Annotated in this window: 16 protein-coding genes, 2 pseudogenes and 1 riboswitch; of the genes and pseudogenes, 8 read left to right on the forward strand and 10 right to left on the reverse strand. The window is 39.7% G+C overall.

The features are described from left to right. Nucleotides 1-655: 655 nt before the first annotated feature. Nucleotides 656-2,494 (forward strand): PKD domain-containing protein, encoded by a 1,839-nt coding sequence (locus tag CWB66_RS09390; protein WP_138585177.1) that lies wholly within the window; start codon nucleotides 656-658, stop codon nucleotides 2,492-2,494. 51 nt (nucleotides 2,495-2,545) lie between these two features. Here CWB66_RS09390 and CWB66_RS09395 read toward each other — a convergent pair whose 3' ends face one another. The 4 genes from CWB66_RS09395 to CWB66_RS09410 are packed head-to-tail and all read right to left on the reverse strand — an operon-like array spanning nucleotide 2,546 to nucleotide 5,601. Continuing rightward, nucleotides 2,546-3,067, reverse strand: a complete 522-nt coding sequence (locus tag CWB66_RS09395) for a hypothetical protein (RefSeq protein ID WP_138585178.1) — start codon at nucleotides 3,065-3,067, stop codon at nucleotides 2,546-2,548. Further along, entirely contained in the window at nucleotides 3,064-3,861 is a 798-nt protein-coding gene (locus CWB66_RS09400; protein ID WP_138585179.1) for a hypothetical protein, read from the reverse strand. The genes CWB66_RS09395 and CWB66_RS09400 overlap by 4 nt, the downstream gene beginning before the upstream one ends. A 41-nt stretch (nucleotides 3,862-3,902) precedes the next feature. Further along, nucleotides 3,903-4,769, reverse strand: coding sequence for a Hint domain-containing protein (locus CWB66_RS09405; RefSeq protein WP_138585180.1), 867 nt, complete (start codon nucleotides 4,767-4,769; stop codon nucleotides 3,903-3,905). A gap of 13 nt (nucleotides 4,770-4,782) precedes the next feature. Beyond that, the gene (locus tag CWB66_RS09410) at nucleotides 4,783-5,601 is read right to left on the reverse strand and encodes a hypothetical protein (RefSeq protein WP_252371730.1); all 819 of its coding nucleotides are present in this window, start codon (nucleotides 5,599-5,601) and stop codon (nucleotides 4,783-4,785) included. 437 nt (nucleotides 5,602-6,038) lie between these two features. On the opposite strand from CWB66_RS09410, the pseudogene tnpA reads away from it, so the two are divergent. The 5 genes and pseudogenes from tnpA to CWB66_RS09440 all read left to right on the forward strand — a co-directional run. Next, nucleotides 6,039-6,272 (forward strand): annotated as a pseudogene (gene tnpA, locus CWB66_RS23180) (IS66 family insertion sequence element accessory protein TnpA); the annotation flags it as partial. Continuing rightward, nucleotides 6,272-6,433 (forward strand): IS66 family insertion sequence element accessory protein TnpB, encoded by a 162-nt coding sequence (gene tnpB, locus CWB66_RS23040; protein WP_138585182.1) that lies wholly within the window; start codon nucleotides 6,272-6,274, stop codon nucleotides 6,431-6,433. The pseudogene tnpA and the gene tnpB, both read left to right, overlap by 1 nt. Before the next feature lie 296 nt (nucleotides 6,434-6,729). Next, nucleotides 6,730-7,014: pseudogene (locus CWB66_RS09430) on the forward strand (IS66 family transposase); the annotation flags it as partial. Nucleotides 7,015-7,372: 358 nt separating this feature from the next. Then, entirely contained in the window at nucleotides 7,373-7,600 is a 228-nt protein-coding gene (locus tag CWB66_RS23050) for an IS66 family transposase (protein WP_171037483.1), read from the forward strand. A gap of 349 nt (nucleotides 7,601-7,949) precedes the next feature. After that, nucleotides 7,950-8,603, forward strand: a complete 654-nt coding sequence (locus tag CWB66_RS09440; RefSeq protein WP_138585185.1) for a nitroreductase family protein — start codon at nucleotides 7,950-7,952, stop codon at nucleotides 8,601-8,603. Nucleotides 8,604-8,683: 80 nt separating this feature from the next. On the opposite strand, the gene ribB is transcribed toward CWB66_RS09440, so the two are convergent. The 6 genes from ribB to dapB all read right to left on the reverse strand — a co-directional run bounded on the left by ribB (nucleotide 8,684) and on the right by dapB (nucleotide 17,202). Next, nucleotides 8,684-9,337 (reverse strand): 3,4-dihydroxy-2-butanone-4-phosphate synthase, encoded by a 654-nt coding sequence (gene ribB, locus CWB66_RS09445; RefSeq protein WP_138585191.1) that lies wholly within the window; start codon nucleotides 9,335-9,337, stop codon nucleotides 8,684-8,686. A gap of 247 nt (nucleotides 9,338-9,584) precedes the next feature. Further along, nucleotides 9,585-9,762, reverse strand: a riboswitch (FMN riboswitch). Between the two features lie 79 nt (nucleotides 9,763-9,841). After that, on the reverse strand, nucleotides 9,842-10,900 hold the full coding sequence (locus CWB66_RS09450; protein ID WP_138585186.1) for a S66 family peptidase: 1,059 nt from the start codon (nucleotides 10,898-10,900) through the stop codon (nucleotides 9,842-9,844). A gap of 240 nt (nucleotides 10,901-11,140) precedes the next feature. After that, a complete protein-coding gene (greA, locus tag CWB66_RS09455; RefSeq protein ID WP_007375825.1) occupies nucleotides 11,141-11,617 on the reverse strand; it encodes a transcription elongation factor GreA in 477 nt (158 codons plus the stop codon). A 48-nt stretch (nucleotides 11,618-11,665) separates the two neighbouring features. Then, nucleotides 11,666-14,884, reverse strand: coding sequence for a carbamoyl-phosphate synthase large subunit (gene carB / locus CWB66_RS09460; RefSeq protein WP_138585187.1), 3,219 nt, complete (start codon nucleotides 14,882-14,884; stop codon nucleotides 11,666-11,668). A 16-nt stretch (nucleotides 14,885-14,900) separates the two neighbouring features. Then, a complete protein-coding gene (gene carA, locus CWB66_RS09465; protein ID WP_077538187.1) occupies nucleotides 14,901-16,037 on the reverse strand; it encodes a glutamine-hydrolyzing carbamoyl-phosphate synthase small subunit in 1,137 nt (378 codons plus the stop codon). A 361-nt stretch (nucleotides 16,038-16,398) separates the two neighbouring features. After that, the gene (dapB, locus tag CWB66_RS09470) at nucleotides 16,399-17,202 is read right to left on the reverse strand and encodes a 4-hydroxy-tetrahydrodipicolinate reductase (RefSeq protein ID WP_138585188.1); all 804 of its coding nucleotides are present in this window, start codon (nucleotides 17,200-17,202) and stop codon (nucleotides 16,399-16,401) included. A 372-nt stretch (nucleotides 17,203-17,574) separates the two neighbouring features. Between dapB and CWB66_RS09475 the strand changes: the two genes are divergently transcribed. Next, complete coding sequence (locus CWB66_RS09475) at nucleotides 17,575-18,888, forward strand: Na+/H+ antiporter NhaC family protein (RefSeq protein ID WP_077538189.1); 1,314 nt, start codon at nucleotides 17,575-17,577, stop codon at nucleotides 18,886-18,888. Nucleotides 18,889-19,021: 133 nt separating this feature from the next. After that, nucleotides 19,022-19,810: a nucleoside-binding protein gene (locus tag CWB66_RS09480; protein WP_138585189.1), complete on the forward strand. Its 789-nt coding sequence runs from the start codon at nucleotides 19,022-19,024 to the stop codon at nucleotides 19,808-19,810. Nucleotides 19,811-19,839 lie beyond the last annotated feature (29 nt).

Below are 19,839 nucleotides of genomic sequence, written 5' to 3' on the forward strand. Positions count from 1 at the left end.
AGCAGGCGGTTTGGTATTTAGGCAAGGCAGCGCCTATGTAGTGTGGTTATTCCCCATAAATAGACGATAACGCAGCATAAATGCCAAACATGCGCTGCCCATTGGGTTCGTCCTAGAGGCGATTTACGTTTTTGTTACTCGATTTTTATTTAGCCCACTTAGGTTACAAACCTCGCGCCGCGATTAAATAGCCCCTAGATAGAACAAATTAATCAGTCATCAATGATGCTTAATTAAACTGCCTAAATTCATATGGCGTTATTTATTCAAGCCACGGTGCACATTTACATCATTACTGGATGCATGGTCATATTTAAAGTGAGTTTAAAAAATAACAACACTTGGTTTTTTGAATAAAAAGATCAAGAAAACACAGGTGCCTGCTTGACCAGAACTTTCTAATGGGTGACCCTTCTGACCCCTTACCATAATAGCTCAGTGACGGCTGTTCTGATGCTGGCATATAAGTAGTGTTATGAAGCAACAAACCTGCCCCCTGTAATTTACTAATTTACAGAAATATAAAATTATCACTTAATAAAAAGTTTATCGTTGTAAATGTAATATTTTGAATCTAGAATGAAAACACTAAACAAATGGCATTTTACCAATATATAGTTCACAGATAAGTACAATACAAAATTACGGAGAATATATGACAATCTTCCCAAGGAAAAGGGTTGCTCAGTTACCACTTAAAGCCCCCCTCATAGTAACATGTTTATCACTTACACTAATTGGTTGTGGAGGTGGTGATGATAATCCTTCAGTACCACCAATTCAAAATAAATACCCTACTGTTTCTGCAACTGCAGCGCAACAAACATATGAAAATGAAGAAGTGCTTTTAAATGGAACCGCAACCGATATTGACGGCACTATTACAAAATATCTTTGGCAATATAAATCAGGCCCTGCAGTCACTATTCGCGATGCAAATAGCTTAAATGCAAGCTTTACTGCACCCGATGTATCCAGCGAGCAAACTTTAGTGCTCATACTCACAGTTGAAGATGATAAAGGTGCTTCAGCAGTCGATGAACTGAGCATTATTATAATACCAAAGAACCAACCTCCTATTGTAGTAGCATCAGCGATATCCCAAGTAAATGAGAAATCAGAACTACTACTTTCAGGCACCGCTATAGATAATGATGGCACTGTTGTCTCACATATTTGGCAATATGGTGATGGGCCATTTAATACAATTCGTACACCTGAGCAATTAAATACGACAATGACTGTACCATCAGTCATGACCGATCAAGTCATGACACTCAAGCTTACAGCAACTGACAATGATGGAGCAAGCGCTTCAGATACGGTACAAATTCTCATCATTGCAATTCATGAATCACCCATTGCAGATGCGGGTGATCCAATTGAAGTACAAGAAAACACCACTATTGATCTAGATGGTTCCCGTAGTTTTGATCCCGATGGGGATATTAGTCACTACCAGTGGCGACAATTATCTACAAATGCACCTAATGCCGAAATTTTACAGCCAACGAATGTTAAAACCCAAGTTACTTTGCCTGAATTAACAGCTGACAGTGAATTTATCTTTGAACTTATCGTGACCGATGCACAAAGCAATGAAGCAACAAGTACTGTAACTATAATTGCCCGAGATAAAGAAGGCCTAGCAAATAACTCCATATTACCATTAACCGCCGTAACAAATAATAATCAAGCAAATTTGCAAACGCGTTTTGTAGACCTGAATCAAAATGGTTCAACCAATTTGACATCAACACTGACCTCTGCTGATTATTCTTATCAGTATAGTGACTCTCAACTAAAGGTGAGAGGTGCACGAGCACTCAGTTCTGTATTCAAGTTACCAGACAGTGCCAATAATGACGTGATAGTAACCTATTCAGTTACAGCATTACCTACTGATATCCCATTGAAAAACTTCAAACTATATGAAGAATATGGCGATACGTGGTCCCCTGTGAGTACTTTTACCACCATTAACGCTACGACTTCTGAACTCAAATATTTAATTCGAAACACTCAACAACGTTTCTTTTTTGGCTATGACGGGCTCTCAGGATTACACACATTGTATCCTACAAACAATCAGCTTGATGTCGTAACACACTCTAATAATTCGATTGAAGCAATCAGACCTAGTGATGCCTATGATCAGGTAACCAAACACACTATACATATCTCTGGATTTGAAAGCAGTCAATATCGCTGGGGAAATGTGACAAAATCTGAAATGATTACTTGGTTTACTAACGCACAGGCTTGGTTAATCTCAAAAGGGTTAAAAGTCGATGATAATACCTATATAGACATTCACGAAATGAATGCATTAAGCTATGTCACTGAAAGTGGTTATGCAAAATATAAAGTATTACATGTAAGTAGTAATAATTTACTCAATAAAAATACGATAAAGAAAGTGATATTACAGCGATATATTCACACTTTACTTGGTTATGAAAGTCTAGATATAGAAAATATAATACTTAAGTAAAATATTAATAAATGCCACTCTACAGTGGCATTTTAATTAGGTATTAATTATTCAATAATCTGAGCAACTATAATAACCGATTAATTGCTCAGTTCGACGAGAAAATAAAGGCACCTGACTTGTTTCCTTTAAAAATTCATAGTCATATGCTGTAATTTTTCCTGTTACAAAGGAATTTAAACGAAATTCTTCACAACGCTGTATTTGATCAATGGGTATTTCTGCTGTAACTATTGCTGTGCATGAAATGGATTCAGTGTAGTTATTATCAGCGCCTAAACTACAGTCACCATATTCACTAATGGGTGTTTTAAACCAATGATAAAAATCATAAGGCTTATGATAACTATCGTACTGTGGTTTAGATTTATACTCCCCTGCGTCATTGAAAACATTATCGTCATACTGTTTTCGTGTGATGTGCTCGCACCTTCTAGCCCAGCGATTTCTAACTAACGCTTCTTGTACATTAAGTTTATCTTCAATTTGGCAGCGTTTTTCTTTCCGTGAAATATTTGCTTCAGCATTAGCACTGACAACTAATACAACCATTACGAATAAATAGCCTTTCATTTACCTTCCTTATGAATTTTTAATCTCTTTGCAATTTTTAGTGCGTTATCACTTAACTGCTCAGTCTTGATTAATGCTAGATTATCAATATAGCTAACTAGCTTCTTACTAATAGTGTGTTGTTGCTTAAATTGCTTCCATTCATCTTCATGATAAACAGCCATAGCCATACCTAACTCTATCTTATCACCGACCAAAGAACGCCTAAGATCTTCTGTTTGAGTCGGTTTGACATTAGCTTTAGTGATCACATCTAATGCCAGCTGCTTTGCTCCATATGCTTGAGGTGAATTATACTTTCCAACTAAAACCGTTGTTAAGTATTCTACGGCATCTAACCTTCTCCGTTCATCGACTAAACTTAATTCATCACCTTTAATATCGCCGAGTAAAACGCCACTACTAGTGTGCAGTAGTTCAGCTTCATACATTAACTGTGACAATCGATCTTTATCTTCAATCGTCATTAAAGGTTTGTTAGATAAATCGATAAACTCTTTAAACTCGGCCGATGCTTTTCGCCATTCAAGTTTATCTTCCTCTTTTCTATTTCCAATATTCCCTACAGGGATACTCTGATCTGACTGAAGTACAACGTTGTTAGCTTCTTTTGAAAATAACTCCTGTTTATTTAAAGGAACGGGATTATTAAAAGTGTGCTTAGACGTAACTGCCAGAGGTGTCTTAGCAAGCTTTTCGTCGAACTCATTATTATCTGCATCATAAAAGTATATAAATACACAACTTACTATTATGGCTGCGCCGATAGTTAGCTTATTACTTAATTTCAACATTTCCTCTCCCAAAATATGCAGGCCGAAGCCTGCTTAGTTAGTTAAATTAAGTCGTCAGGTAAACTGTCACGCAGAAGTAATCTATTTACGTGATTTGCCCCTGTATTTTGATAATACATAGAGCCTGATAGGAAACCTTGTGCCACAACAATTTGGCCATTTAGACTCACACCATCTGCACCATCAGAATCTGGGCGTACATTGTAAACTTTACCGTAAAATTCAACCTCTTCTATCGATAAAATTTCATCAAAATCACCACTTTCAGTAATTAACGAATCACCAATATGAATATCTTCAGCATTTTTCATATGCCCTGTAGAAATGAGTAAAGGATGATTCAACGTCACTTTTAAAGAGCCTCCATCTCGAGTTTTTATTTCTAATATACGATGTATCACGTCTTTAACGGACTCACTATATGCATCTACATTTCTAACCGTATAAGCAATGTTATCCAACTCAGCATCATCAGAGAGCGTTACAATTCGACTCACACGACGACTGAAAGCATCATAAATTGCAAGCTCACCTTCGGCAAAGAGTAACTTTTGATCAGGGGTATAACATGAAGATAGGCAGCTAATCATAGCCGTATGAACACCAAGGTTACATGATCCGGCTTTAGCTGTTGGAGCTCTAAACCAATCATCAAAATTATTTGGTTTATAAAAGCTTGGATAGTAAACCCGAGAACGCTGATTACCCCAGTCATCAAAAACATTATAATCGTAAGTTCTTGGACTAATATGCGTACATTTTTTAGCCCATTCATTTCGTCCTAAGCCTTGCGCTGTACTAATAGAGTCATCCTCACAACGCTGTTCAATTCGTACAGGATCTAACGCAAAAGCCATATCTGAGGCTAGCACTAATAATGCTGTCGTCGCTAATAGTTTTATTTTCATTATTTAATTCCTTTTAATTTGTAAATAAAGAGCAAGGATAATAACCAATCAAGTTACCATTATTACTACTAAATAAAGGCACCTGATTATTATCAGCTAAATAATTATAATCGTATGCTGTAATCTTTCCTTGCTGTAAAGATTGTTGTCTAAATACCTCACAGGCACTCGCCTCTATCGTTGCCTTTTTTGGCACTGTATATGAGCATGAAACATTAATATAATCAGCATTACCATTTAGATCGAAGTACGCTTCTTGATTATCATTCTCGATGGTGTATCTAATATTAGTTATACCAGGTCTAAATTGTTCAGGCACACGATTTACAGCCGCCATATTAGTACCAACAATGTCAGTATTAACAACATCACCTATACCATATTTAAGATCAATACTCATTAAGAGAGAGTCATAGGTCTCCTTTGCATAACACGACATGTTGCCTCGATTCTTCCCTTGCATACATTGTGACCAAGCATTGACAATGTTTTCATTGGCTTTTTGAATTAATACATGTGATGACTTACTTCCTTCATATGAACTATCATCTTCAGAGCAATGTTCTTTCTTCCACTCTTTAACGTTACCGCCCCCTCCACCGATAGAAAATATACCAATAACATCCAGCGCGAGATTTCCACCAGAATTACCTGAGCTAAACTCTGAACTACACACCCATTTTTTAAGTGCTATTTTGGATTCAAAATTCATCGTCGACTCATAGGTATCCAATACACCTCCAGCCAAAACCGCATTACAGCTTTCGTAACTATCTGCAGCCGATGCTACTAGTGAGGTAAATAAGAACGGTAATAAATATATTTTTTTCACATTAATATCCATTTATATCAATTTCAGTATATATGCCGAGCATGATTACTACAGCTGTACCACATAGTGGTTCAAGTAAAGTATCGACATCCTTGTTTTAAATAATAATTTCAAAATCTAATGCATTTCCACATTAGAAAAATGAAACAGCTAGAGGCTAGCAGATGCTAATTTATTTACAAGAAATATAAAAAAATTAACATTTAAAAAATAAATGATAATTAAAATAAACTGAATAAATATTGTTTTTGTTATATTAATTCGCCCGAACGTCCGAATAGGAAGATTTAAACCCCCACCTTTAGATGGGTGGCTTTAAGCTATCTGTTGCGTCTATTATATAGGGTAAGCGCTTAATTCTCCGCGTTATTCTAAATATGCCACATTCCCAACACTGGCAGCATCATATCGACGCATGGTAACAAGCTGGCGGCTCGCAAGCACACTATTGCCGCCAACATGAACTCGTTCAAGGTCAGTTTAGCTATTGGAAGTGCAAGTTACTCAAGACCAGCGAAGCCAAGTCTGTTAAACCTTCACGGTTTGCGGTGGCGCAGTTGGTTGTGGTGCCAGAGCCAATTTCCATTACCTTATCCAGCGGTATTATCCTTGGGGGTATCGATGCAGTGAAGGCGCCAGTAGCGGCACAGTTATTGGAGTATCTGCGCTGATGCAACCAACACTACGACCTGCCGCTCATTTACCGCAGGTGTTTTTATATTGCGACCCCATTGATTTTTGCAAATCTCATCGGGGCTTAAGTACGCTCATTGAAGCAGATTTAGGGCATAACCCCTTTAATGGTCAGCTGTATGTGTTTACCAATAAGTAGCGCAACAAGATAAAATGCATATTTTGGGAAGATAATGGCTTGTACTGTATTACAAAGCCCGCGTTGAGGATAAATTTAAGTGGCCCAAGCGCCCAGATGAATTGGTAAGTCTAACTGGGCAACAGCTGAACTGGTTACTTGATGCTATGATATTAACGTGATGAAACCCCATAAAAAATTGCAATTTGAATCGGTTTTTTAGCGACAAAAACAGCCTAACTTAATAGGTCGACGCTGCCGCACTACCGCCCCCCCCCTATCGAAGGGCCGATGGGCAGTATAGGCTTAATTGCCATGTTATTACGGCTAAATATGTTGATGGCTTGCCTTTGTTTCGCATTGAAAAACAACTCAGCCGCTACGGTGGCAACATCTCCCGTGCCACTTTAGCCAATTACGTGATGAAATCTGCTCAGGTGATGCAGCCCATTATCAACTTGATGCGTGATAAACAGAATGAAGGTAATCTCATCGCCATAGATGAAACCCCGCTTCAAGTCTTGAAGGAACTGGGTAAAGCTGCCACTTCCAAGAAGTACATGTGGGTTACCCGAACAAAAAAGCGTATTGTATCACTATGACCCATCGCGCAGTGGCCAAGTCCCCTTGATATAACTGGATGGTTTTAAAGGCTACCTACAAACAGACGGGTATGAGGGGTACAGTCCTGCAGTGTAAAGAATATAGTCTCAGCGTGGGCTGCATGGACCATGCTCGGCTTAAATTTAAAAACGCGCTCGATGCTGCGCCCAAGAAAAAACCAACAAAGTAGGTAAGGCTGCCGTTGCGCTCACCTTGATTAAAAAGCTATACAACATTGAGCGCCAGATCAAAGACCTAACTGAGACAAATGCCAGTTTCACCGCTGAACACATCGTCGCGTATAGGTAAAAAACAGCGTGCCCATATTAGGCGTTTCTCGATAGCAACGTGACTACAGTGCCCAAAGACAGCCAGACGAGCAATATTCACTACATGCTGAACCAATGGATAAAGCTAACGGTGTATTGCACTCATGGTGAATTGCACATTAGCAATATATTAGCCGAGAATGCCATCTATCCCTTCGTGGTTGGGCGCAAAGCATGGCTGTTTGTGTCAACAACAACCGCAAGGTGCCCACGCCAGCGCGGTGTGTTACAGTATTGTAGAAAGCGCAAAACATAATGGCCTTGAGCCTTATAAATACCTTCATGCTTGCTCACCAAGCTGCGATACGTTGGAACGGTAGAGGCGATTGAAGCACTGTTGCCGTGGAATATCAACAGAGACTTACCTGCTTGTGCGTGTCAAGATATACGGAGAATTGAGCGCTTACCTCATATTTAATGTAATACGAAAAATAGCGAACGCACTGTTCAAAAAAGATACAGCGAGTATAGCGAGAAAAAAATGGCAGGGCTAGACAATGATTACCGCTCAACACTGTTATTTAAAACTGATTGGTCACTATTGAATTTTTTGAATTTGCACCAATTTACAATAATTCGCTCAACCTTATTTATTTGGAAAAATAATGATTCACCCAATTATTAGTGATTTAGAAAAACGTTACACGACTAAACGTTATACAACCAAGCGTATTGTTCCAGATGACCTAGACGTAGTTTTTGAAGCTATGCGTCTTTCTCCTTCATCTATTAACTCACAACCTTGGAAATTTATTGTTATTGAGTCTGACGAAGCTAAAGAACGTATGCATAATACATTTGCTAATAAGTTTCAATTTAATCAGCCTCATATTAAAACAGCGTCGCACGTTATTTTATTTGCTTACAACCCCAAATATACACGCGAAGATTACGCACAAGTCATTGATGCTGACATTAAAAATGGTCGTACAAAAGTAGAAAACCGCGAACAATCATTTGGCGCATTTGCCTTTGTTGATATGAATACCGATGAGCAAGGTAACAATGCAACATGGACTAAAGCACAAACTTACATTGCGCTAGGTAACACCATGCATGCAGCAGCACGTTTAGGCATTGATTCAACCCCAATGGAAGGCGTAGACGCTGAACTTATTGGTGAAATCTTTGAAAAAGAGCTAGATGGATATATTTGTGATGTAGCTTTAGTGCTTGGCTACCATGATAACTCTGAAGATTATAATGCTAAGCTACCTAAATCTCGCTTGGCAAAAGAGCAAGTTATTCAGGTTTTATAAGCAATACTTTATAAACTTAATTGATAACAATATTATAAAAACCACTTATTCAAATAAGTGGTTTTTTGCTTTAAAGCGGTTTAACCTACTTTGCGCTGTGCAGCCTGAATGTATTGCACTAAATCTTCAATAGAAACCACGGTCATATTATGTCTATTAGCATAATCACTCACATCAGGTAAGCGCGCCATTGAACCATTGGGATTTGTTAGTTCGCAAATTACGCCAAATGGTTTTAAGCCGGCAAGCTGCATTAAATCAACGGATGCTTCGGTATGACCACGACGAACTAATACTCCACCCGTTTGTGCTTTTAAACCAAATACATGCCCAGGGCGCAATAAATCACTTGGCTTAGCGTTATCGGCTGTCGCTGCTTTTATAGTAGTTACTCTATCAGCAGCAGACACGCCTGTTGTAACGCCATGCTTAGCTTCAATAGTGACTGTATAAGCGGTGTTATTTTGACTGGTGTTGTGGGTTACCATTTGCGGTAAGTCGAGCTGTTTAATACGCTCCTCCCCCATGCATAAGCAAACAATACCGCTGCCTTCGCGGATCATTTCAGCCATTTGAGGGGTCGTTAGATGCTCAGCTGAAAATACAAAGTCGCCTTCATTTTCACGGTTTTCATCATCAACAACAAGTACGCCTTGCCCTTGCTGTAGTGCAGCAATTGCGCTTTGTACGCGGATATGGCTTTCGCCGAATTGAGTAAGTAGAGACTGAATCATCATTATATTCCAAATAAAAAATAATAGATTCAGGACTGTGAAAGGATCAGTAATATATCGCTTTAAATTTAAAACGATCACTACCAAAATAGCTTAAATAAAATAACAAAAAGCACGCAGCAAAAAGCAGCGCACAGTGTTATACCAACGGCATTAAATTAGTAACCTATTATAACGCTAGAAAAATAGCTCACTTAACGCGATACAATGATCGTGTCTTTAATAAAATTGATATTAGTATAATAAGCCATATTCTCTTTCATCCGGACTGTAACCGTCGGCTCTGGCATCTCACCAGATCTGCTTGACCTTTACTAAACCTAGTTAAAAAACAAGTTAAATAAAGCGCTCGCGGGCTCGTTTAAGTTATAAATAACATTAAACATACCGCCGGTGGGGAATTTCACCCCGCCCTGAGAATATACTTTTATAACTAGAGCGCTATAAAAGCGGGCTTATTATACCCTTTAACCTAATTACTTATCAAAGGTAAGGAGTGCACTTCTAACAAAGCTCGGTATTCAATGAGGCTTTGACTACTTTACCTTTATTTATTTCAGCGGAGATTGTACAAGTAGCGCCGTTTACTAAATTTAAGTTAGGTGGAACATGACCTATATCGGCATCAATAATTACAGGAAATAAACACCCACCTAGTGCAACATCAAGCGCATGACGGTAATCAAATGCATCATAATGACTTTGTGTAATTTCACTTCGCCCTAAAACCAAACCATTGATGTCGTCAAATATGCCCGCTAATTTTAATGACAGTAAAAATCGTGCAACGGTTGTCGGTGTAAGCTCTGAGTTTTCGAGATATAGAATAAGTCCTTCGGGTGCACTGTGTTTTTTAAATTCATGCAGAGCCAAAAATGGAGAGTCGAGCAATAAGCCAACTGTATCTAAACAGCCACCAAATAAGCGGCCAGACATTTCAATAGTACGTTCATCAAAGTAATTTAAACACTGCCACTGAGTAACTTCTGTGTGTTCAAACAATATATTGGGATTTTGTGCGTAATCGGGTCTGTTTTTTTGATAATACGATGACGGAGCTTGCTCAAACTTGCTGCCAGCTTCGTAACTTAGTGTTTCAAATATTTGCAGGCAATAAGGACTTTTTTCGTCAGGATGTAACTGCATAAGATTAGCGCTGTGTAGTGTTGCCCATTGGCATTTTGCTGTGAGTGTGCATGCAATGGTGCTTACATCAGAGAACCCAACTAACCATTTAGGCTTTGCTTCTTTAATTGCATTAAAATCAAGTAGGGGCAGTATTTCCATTGCAAGCTCGCCACCAAATGGAGGCATAATTGCATCTATCTCATCATCTAATAAAAAACCCATTAACTGCTGAGCGTGCGCTTTAGCGTTAAGCTGCCCATGCGGTTTGCTTTGGCGTAAAAACTCTCCTTCAACAACATCATACCCTCGATGTTTTAATCCATTAATAACAATATCTAACCGTGCATGGTACTTTTCTTTAAGGCCTGATGAAAGTGAAAAAATTGCTATTTTTGATCCTACTTTTAAAGGCGCTGGGTAAAGTATATTAGCCATATATTTTCCTTTTTAGAGAATACGTTAATACCAATTACATTAAATCAGCGAGTTATTTGATGCGCTAAATGCTCATGTTTTTAGTAAATTGATATAAGTACCTACTATACCAACATAGACCATATTTATAGAACATGAATACTGTACAAACGCGCCTACCATTAAAGGTTAAATTATAGACATAAAAAAACCGATGTAATTACATCGGTTTTTATTTAAAACGTTAAAGTGAGTTATGCGTTAAAGATACTCAACTTCAATGATTTCGTACTCAACGATACCTTTTGGCGTTTCAATAGACACTGCATCGTCCATTTGTTTACCAATTAAGCCACGTGCAATCGGTGAATTGACAGAAATTAAATTATTTTTAATATCCGCTTCATCATCGCCTACAATACGGTATTTTACTTCAGCATCAGTATCTACATTGACTATAGTCACTGTGGTGCCAAAAATAACTTTGCCTGTATTTGGCATTTTAGTTACGTCGATTATCTGAACATTTGAAAGTTTAGCTTCAATTTCTTGAATACGACCTTCACAAAAACCCTGTTGCTCACGTGCAGCGTGGTACTCAGCGTTTTCTTTTAAGTCACCGTGTTCACGCGCAACTGCAATGTCGGCGATAATTTTTGGACGGGTAACTGTTTTTAATTCGTTAAGCTCTTTACGCAGTAAATCTGCGCCACGAACTGTCATCGGAATTGATTGCATACTTTTCTCACTTAACACCAAGGCCCTAGTTGGCCTTGGCACATTTCCTTAGTTCAATCGCAGGTGTAGCTCTTGAACTGACGTCACTTTACTGCGGTCATCTGCTTTATTAGCAGTACAGTTAGCGAATGCCGCGTTCAAGGTTGTCGTATAATTGGTTTTATTTTGCAATGCACCACGACGTAACACCTTCGAATCTTCGATCGCTTGGCGACCTTCGGTGGTATTAACGATGTAGCTGTACTCTTTATTCTTTATAGAATCAAGAATATGCGGGCGGCCTTCATATACTTTGTTTACACGTCGTACTTCAATGCCAGCCTCTTCAAGAGCAGCAGCTGTGCCACCTGTTGCATCAAGTTCAAAACCTAAGTCGGTCATGATTTTAGCTAATTCAACAATACGGGGCTTATCGCTATTACGAACAGATAATAACGCGCGACCACCGCGTGGTAAAGTGTTGCTTGCACCTAATTGCGCTTTTGCGAATGCTTCGGCGAAAGTATCGCCAACACCCATCACTTCACCTGTTGAACGCATCTCAGGGCCACGGATTGGATCCACACCTTGAAACTTAGCAAATGGCAGTACAACTTCTTTGACGCTGTAGTAAGGAGGGATCACTTCTTTAGTGATACCTTGGCTTGCTAAAGACTGCCCTGCCATACAACGAGCAGCTACTTTTGCAAGCGCCACACCTGTTGCTTTAGATACAAACGGTACAGTACGTGCAGCACGAGGGTTGACTTCAATTAAATACACTTTGCCGTCTTTTACTGCAAACTGTGTATTCATCAAACCTACAACACCAAGCTCAAGCGCCATGTCGGTTACTTGCTTGCGCATTACGTCTTGCACTTCTTGCGATAAAGAATGCGCGGGTAATGAACACGCTGAGTCACCCGAGTGAACACCCGCTTGCTCAATATGCTCCATAATACCGCCGATGATTACTTGATCGCCATCACAAATAGCGTCAACGTCAACTTCAATCGCATTATCTAAGAAACGATCCAGTAATACAGGCGCTTCGTTTGATGCTTGCACAGCTTCGGTCATGTAACGACGTAAATCGTCTTCGTCGTATACAATTTCCATTGCTCGGCCACCGAGTACATACGAAGGGCGTACAACCAATGGGAAGCCAATTTCAACCGATTTAAGTAACGCTTCTTCCGTTGATGTTACTGTTGCGTTTTCTGGCTGAAGTAAGTTTAAACGCTCAACAAGTTGTTGGAAGCGCTCGCGGTCTTCTGCACGGTCAATCGCATCAGGTGAAGTACCGATCACTGGCACACCGTTGGCTTCAAGCTCACGTGCTAGTTTAAGTGGTGTTTGACCACCATACTGCACGATAACGCCTTTAGGCTTTTCAACACGTACAATTTCAAGCACGTCTTCAAGTGTAATTGGTTCGAAGTATAAACGATCAGATGTGTCGTAATCGGTCGATACCGTTTCAGGATTACAGTTAACCATAATGGTTTCATAACCGTCTTCGCGAAGCGCAAGCGAAGCGTGTACACAACAGTAATCAAATTCAATACCTTGACCGATACGGTTAGGTCCACCACCAATAACAATGATTTTGTCACGATCTGTTGGATTAGCTTCACACTCTTCGTCGTAAGTTGAATACATGTAAGCCGTGTCTGAGCTAAACTCTGCGGCGCACGTATCAACTCGTTTATATACCGGCACGATATTTAATAAATGACGCTTTTTACGAATTTCAGCTTCAGATACACCCGCAATTTCGGCAATACGCGGATCAGCAAAACCTTTGCGTTTAAGTTTGCGAAGGAAATCAGCATTTAAGCCTGCCATACCCACTTCCGCAATTTTAGCTTCGTCTTTTAAAATGTCTTCTATTTGCACTAAGAACCAGCGGTTAACCTTAGTCAGCTCGTAAACATCATCAACGCTCATACCGTGGCGCATTGCATCGGCAATATACCAAATACGCTCAGCACCTGGCTCGCGTAGTTCACGGATGATTTTTTCTTTCGCTTTAGGGTCGTCAAGTGCAACTATCGGGTTAAAACCTGTTGCGCCCACTTCAAGACCACGTAATGCTTTATGTAATGATTCTTGTTGGTTACGACCAATCGCCATTACTTCGCCAACCGATTTCATTTGCGTGGTTAAACGATCGTTCGCACCAGCAAATTTTTCAAAGTTGAAACGAGGAATTTTTGTTACAACATAATCAATTGAAGGCTCAAACGACGCAGGTGTTTTACCGCCAGTAATGTCGTTTTGAAGTTCATCAAGCGTGTAACCGACAGCTAGTTTTGCTGCAATTTTAGCAATTGGAAAACCCGTTGCTTTTGAGGCAAGTGCCGATGAACGTGATACACGTGGATTCATCTCAATGATAACCATACGGCCATCTTCAGGATTAATACCAAACTGCACGTTAGAACCGCCAGTTTCTACACCAATTTCACGCAATACTGCCATAGAGGCATTACGCATAATTTGGTATTCTTTGTCGGTTAACGTTTGCGCAGGTGCAACAGTGATTGAATCGCCGGTGTGTACACCCATAGGGTCAAAATTTTCAATCGTACAAACAATAATACAGTTGTCGTTTTTATCACGTACAACTTCTGTTTCGTACTCTTTCCAACCAATCAGCGATTCATCAATTAACAATTCGCTTGTTGGTGAAAGATCTAAACCGCGTTCACAAATTTCTTCAAACTCTTCCATATTATAAGCAACACCGCCGCCGGTGCCGCCCATAGTGAAAGATGGACGAATAATACATGGCAAACCTATGCGGGTCATTGTGTCTTTAGCTTCTGCCATTGTGTGAGCAATTTCAGCACGAGGGCATTCTAGACCAATGTTTTTCATTGCAATATCAAAGCGTTCACGGTTTTCTGCTTTATCGATTGCATCTGCCGTTGCACCAATAAGTTCAACGCCATGCTTGGCCAATACACCGTGCTTATCTAAATCAAGTGCACAGTTTAATGCCGTTTGGCCACCCATTGTAGGCAGTACCGCATCTGGCTTTTCTTTTTCAATAATTTTTTCTACCACTTCCCAATGAATTGGTTCGATGTACGTCGCATCGGCCATATCTGGGTCGGTCATGATAGTTGCAGGATTTGAGTTAACTAATATAACTCTGTAGCCTTCTTCTCTAAGTGCTTTACACGCTTGAGCACCAGAGTAATCAAATTCACACGCTTGACCAATTACAATTGGGCCTGCGCCTAAGATAAGAATGCTTTTTATGTCGGTACGTTTTGGCATTATTACTCCAGTTAAATTAGTGTTTACGCGCTTGCATCAAATCGATGAAGTGGTCAAATAATGGGGCTGCATCGTGCGGACCAGGGCTTGCTTCAGGGTGACCTTGAAAACTAAACGCAGGTTTATCTGTACGATGAATACCTTGCAGCGTGCCGTCAAATAACGATTTGTGCGTGGCACGAAGTGTACTTGGTAGGCTTGATTCTTGCGCAGCAAAACCATGGTTTTGTGCGGTGATCATTACTACATTGCGATCTAGGTCTTTAACTGGGTGGTTAGCGCCGTGGTGGCCAAATTTCATTTTTTCTGTTTTAGCACCTGAGGCAAGCGCTAATAACTGATGACCTAAACAGATACCAAAAATAGGTGTGTCGGTTTCTAAAAAGGTTTTAATTGCATCAATAGCGTAAGTACATGGCTCAGGATCGCCAGGGCCATTAGATAAAAAGATACCATCAGGGTTTAAAGCCAGTACATCAGCGGCAGAGGTTTGCGCGGGTACGACTGTAAGTTTACAGCCACGGTCTACAAGCATACGTAAAATATTACGCTTTACACCGAAGTCGTAGGCAACAACATGAAACTTTTCATCAGCAGCATCAAGGGTTTTAAATCCTTCGCCTAATGTCCAGCTTGATTCGCGCCACTCAAAATTTTCCTTGGTTGAGACAACTTTTGCTAAATCCATACCTTTTAAGCCTGGGAAGGCTTGCGCGGCTTGTAGCGCTTTATTTTCGTCTAGCTCGCTACCAGCAATAATACACCCGTTTTGTGCGCCTTTATCACGCAAAATTCGAGTTAACTTTCTGGTGTCGATGTCCGCAATACCTAAAATATTACGTTCTTTTAAGTAATCATCTAACGATTGCTCGTTACGAAAATTACTCGCTAGCAGTGGCAAATCACGGATCACTAGGCCTTTAGCCCAAATTTGATTCGCTTCTTCGTCTTCGCTGTTGGTACCCGTATTACCGATATGTGGGTACGTCAAAGTTACGATTTGTTCCGCGTATGATGGATCAGTCAAAATTTCTTGATAACCAGTCATAGACGTATTGAATACTACTTCACCGACTGACATACCGTCAGCGCCGATTGCAGTACCGCGAAACACTGTGCCGTCTTCTAGGACTAACAGAGCGGATTTAGTCAAGTTAAACCTCCTAACAGTAAAAAACGGGAGTAAGCAATTGCTTAACACCCCGCCAATACCCAGAGGGATCGTCAAAACCAGATTTCTGTGAGCTTAAATTGTTTTACGCAGTCTTAAATGAAGCCGATGTAAACCACTAAACCTTCAACATTTTTTCTTGCCTAAAACTATTTTCATTCCCACTGAACCCCAGGATTTACTAGCCACTTGGGTATAATTGGAAACACGCATTTAGTAATTTTTGGCAAATTGGCTGTATATTACATTAAGTTGTGATTTAGGTCTAACATTATTTGGTAAATTGTAACAAATAACTGGCTTCAGGTGAAAATGGCTCCAAACAGCTAAAAAAGTAACTAAACTACTTTAAATCTAACACATCTTGCATATCATAAAGTCCTGCAGGTTTATTTCTCAACCAACCTGCAGCTCTTATAGCGCCTAGTGCAAAGGTCATTCTTGAACTCGCTTTATGGGTTAATTCGAGCCTTTCGCCCATTGTAGCGAAATAGGTGGTATGTTCTCCTACTATATCGCCTCCTCTTAGTACCGAATAACCAATCTCATTTTGCGATTTAGCAGTTTCTACTTGGCTGCGGTCGTATACAGCAACTTCGTCGTGATCCCAGCCTTTAGCGTGTGCGATTGACTCGCCTATTGCGAGTGCTGTACCCGACGGCGCATCTACTTTGTACCGATGATGTGCTTCAAATATTTCAATATCTAAATCATCACCCAATTTAGTTGCAGCTGTTTGCACAAGGTTCAGTAATACATTGACGCCTACACTGTAATTTCGCGCAAATACAATAGGAATATACTTAGCTGCATCGTGTAATTGCGCCATATCATCGCTTGTTAAACCGGTTGTACCAATAACCATAGGAATTTTGTGTGCCAAAGCGATTTTTAAATGGTTTTTCATTCCAGCAGGAAGCGTAAAGTCGATTAAAACATCTACATTATCTATTGTGCTGTCATCGCTAAAGCTTATATTTTTATCGGCTGCACTATTTATCTGGTTTACATTAATGCCTAATAACGATGAACTGCTACGAACGTATGCACCTGTAAGTTGTGTTTGCTCTTTAATTGTCGCTGCTTCTAATAGAGCTAAGCCCATTCTGCCATTAGCACCAAAAACGCCTATTCGATTTGTAGTCATTGTTTTTACCTAATTTAAATTTGAATCCGTTTTTTACTAATCTGAGTATATATCCGGAGCATCGCAAATACGCGTTTGGGCATTTTTATGCAATTGGATAAATATTAATCGCTGAAAATCGCGTTACTTTGTAGATATTATCTAAAAGTCATGCAATAGTCAGGTAAGCCTTTAATTAAATAATAATAACAATACCAGTTTACTTTAGCCATCTATACATTTAAACTTCTCTTTCGCGTCGATTTGGTCTTTGGCTTGCGGGCGCTGCATTCCTCTAACTTTGTTATTGATTAACTCAGTTAGGCGGTTTGCTAAATTCAGCTAAAAGAGAAATTTTTGGCTGTTGTAAATTAACTGGTTTCGAGGATTATGATGCAGCCATCATTTAACAAAAACAAAGCAATACTTTCTTTACTCCCTCTTTTAACCTTTGTCGCTCTGTTTTTAGGCTCTGGTTTATATTTGCAATCACAAGGGGTTGATTACGCTTTTTATCAGCTTCCTGCTCCAGTGGCTATACTCCCCGCCATTATGCTGGCCTTTATTTTAAATAAAGGCACGGTTAATCAATGCGTCGAAACCTTTATAAAAGGCGCAGGCCACAACAATATTATTACCATGTGTTTAATTTACTTACTTGCTGGGGCATTTTCTGCCGTTGCAAGTGCAACAGGCGGTGTAGATGCCGTCGTTAATGCTGGCTTATCGCTTATTCCGCCAGCTTTATTGCTCCCTGGTTTGTTTTTAATTGCGGCCGTTGTTTCTACCGCAATGGGAACGTCAATGGGAACGATTGGTGCCATTGGTCCGATTGCCTATGCGGTATCAATTAAAACAGGTATCGATCCTGCTCTTATGGCCGGTACAATCGTATCAGGCGCCATGTTTGGTGACAATTTATCGATTATTTCAGACACGACTATTGCAGCCACACGTACACAGGGCTGTGAAATGAAAGACAAGTTTAAAGAAAATCTTAAAATTGCAGTCCCTGCTGCAATACTGACTATTGGCTTGTTGTTTTATTTAACACCTGCTGCTCAAGTTGTTGAAACCAAGGATTACGATATTTGGTTAGTACTTCCGTATGCCTTTATTTTAGTGTTAGCAGTTGCTGGCTTGAACGTATTTGTGGTGTTATTTAGTGGTATTATTTTCGCTGCACTTATGGGCTTTACAGGAAGTTATGAAGGCGCAAGCTTTGTAAAAGATATTTACAAAGGCTTTACTGATATGCAGGAGATATTTTTACTCTCTATGTTTATTGGTGGCTTATCTGAATTTATTCGAATTAATGGTGGCCTTGATTACATCGCTCAAAAAATTCAAGCAATTACAAAAATCATTGCCAAATGGCACCGCAAAGTGGCAGATCAATTAGGTATTGCAGCACTCGTTATGACAAGTAATGTGTGTATTGCTAATAATACAGTGTCGATTATTGTCGCGGGACCTATTGCCAAAAAGCTTGCTGATGACGGTGAAATAAGCGGTAAACGATCTGCGAGTTTACTGGATATATTTGCTTGTGTAACACAGGGCTCACTGCCTTATGGCGCGCAAGCACTTCTGTTAGGTGCTACGTTTAAAATTAGTCCGTGGGAAGTATCAACGTCCTCTTATTACTGTTTTATTCTAGCCTTTACTGCCATTGCTATTATTTGCTTGCGTCGTAATAAAGCGTAATATATTAACGAGTAATTATGTTGCAGCATTACCGATAGCTGCAACATATGTTAAATTAACACTCAACAAAACAATCACCTCTGCTATAATTGCCGCTTACACAGATAACCTAACATTATAGTTATAAATCATTATGAAATTTAAAACACTACTTCCTCTGCTTAGCGTGTGTTCGCTTGCATTAACATCGTCTGCTTTGGCTGCAAGTTGGAGCAGTACTGCATTACACGTTAATAATGGCGCTCAAAAAAACCCTTTTACTAAGAAAAAATCAAATACAACCGTTTACTCTATCCAGCATGCTTCTGGCTATGAGTTTGGTGATAATTTTTTCTTTATTGATTATAGTAACGACGTAAAGGACGATGGCTACCAAGATGATGACTTTTATGGCGAGGGATACTCAACCGTTAGTTTATCTGCGCTTTATGATGAAAGAGTAGGCACCGGTAGCTTGTTAGATGTTGGTTTAACGGCTGGAATTAATATTGCGCACGATGCCAAAGTAGTTAAATATTTACCTGGTGTAAAACTAAGCTGGGATGTACCTGGATTTAATTTTTTATCTACACTTGTTACAGCCTATATTGATGACAGCGAGGGTGTTGCTAAAGGCGGCGCACCTATTGAAACAAATAGCTGGATGTTTGATGTCGCTTTTGAATACCCTTTCACTATTGGCTCTCATAAGTTTAGTTTTAAAGGGCATGCCGAATACATTGCAAAGCGTGAAGATGAGTTTGGTAACAACGTAGAAGCGTGGATACTCGCCCAGCCTATTTTGGTCTGGGATATGGGCCATGCCCTAGCAATGAAAGAGAATACCTTACTGCTTGGTATGGAGCTGCAATACTGGCACAACAAGCTAGGTACCGAAGTGACCGAGTCGGTTCCGCAAATACATGTAGAGTGGACATTTTAAACACCAACATTAAATATCACCATTATTCA

Source organism: Pseudoalteromonas sp. S558, from assembly GCF_005886635.1.
Taxonomy (GTDB): domain Bacteria; phylum Pseudomonadota; class Gammaproteobacteria; order Enterobacterales; family Alteromonadaceae; genus Pseudoalteromonas; species Pseudoalteromonas aliena.

Coding starts and splice junctions, on each gene's coding strand:
- CWB66_RS09390 (WP_138585177.1), top strand. CDS start 656: ATGACAATCTTCCCAAGGAAAAGGGTTGCTCAGTTACCACTTAAAGCC.
- CWB66_RS09395 (WP_138585178.1), bottom strand. CDS start 3,067: ATGAAAGGCTATTTATTCGTAATGGTTGTATTAGTTGTCAGTGCTAAT.
- CWB66_RS09400 (WP_138585179.1), bottom strand. CDS start 3,861: ATGTTGAAATTAAGTAATAAGCTAACTATCGGCGCAGCCATAATAGTA.
- CWB66_RS09405 (WP_138585180.1), bottom strand. CDS start 4,769: ATGAAAATAAAACTATTAGCGACGACAGCATTATTAGTGCTAGCCTCA.
- tnpB (WP_138585182.1), top strand. CDS start 6,272: ATGCAACCAACACTACGACCTGCCGCTCATTTACCGCAGGTGTTTTTA.
- CWB66_RS09440 (WP_138585185.1), top strand. CDS start 7,950: ATGATTCACCCAATTATTAGTGATTTAGAAAAACGTTACACGACTAAA.
- ribB (WP_138585191.1), bottom strand. CDS start 9,337: ATGATTCAGTCTCTACTTACTCAATTCGGCGAAAGCCATATCCGCGTA.
- CWB66_RS09450 (WP_138585186.1), bottom strand. CDS start 10,900: ATGGCTAATATACTTTACCCAGCGCCTTTAAAAGTAGGATCAAAAATA.
- greA (WP_007375825.1), bottom strand. CDS start 11,617: ATGCAATCAATTCCGATGACAGTTCGTGGCGCAGATTTACTGCGTAAA.
- carB (WP_138585187.1), bottom strand. CDS start 14,884: ATGCCAAAACGTACCGACATAAAAAGCATTCTTATCTTAGGCGCAGGC.
- dapB (WP_138585188.1), bottom strand. CDS start 17,202: ATGACTACAAATCGAATAGGCGTTTTTGGTGCTAATGGCAGAATGGGC.
- CWB66_RS09475 (WP_077538189.1), top strand. CDS start 17,575: ATGCAGCCATCATTTAACAAAAACAAAGCAATACTTTCTTTACTCCCT.
- CWB66_RS09480 (WP_138585189.1), top strand. CDS start 19,022: ATGAAATTTAAAACACTACTTCCTCTGCTTAGCGTGTGTTCGCTTGCA.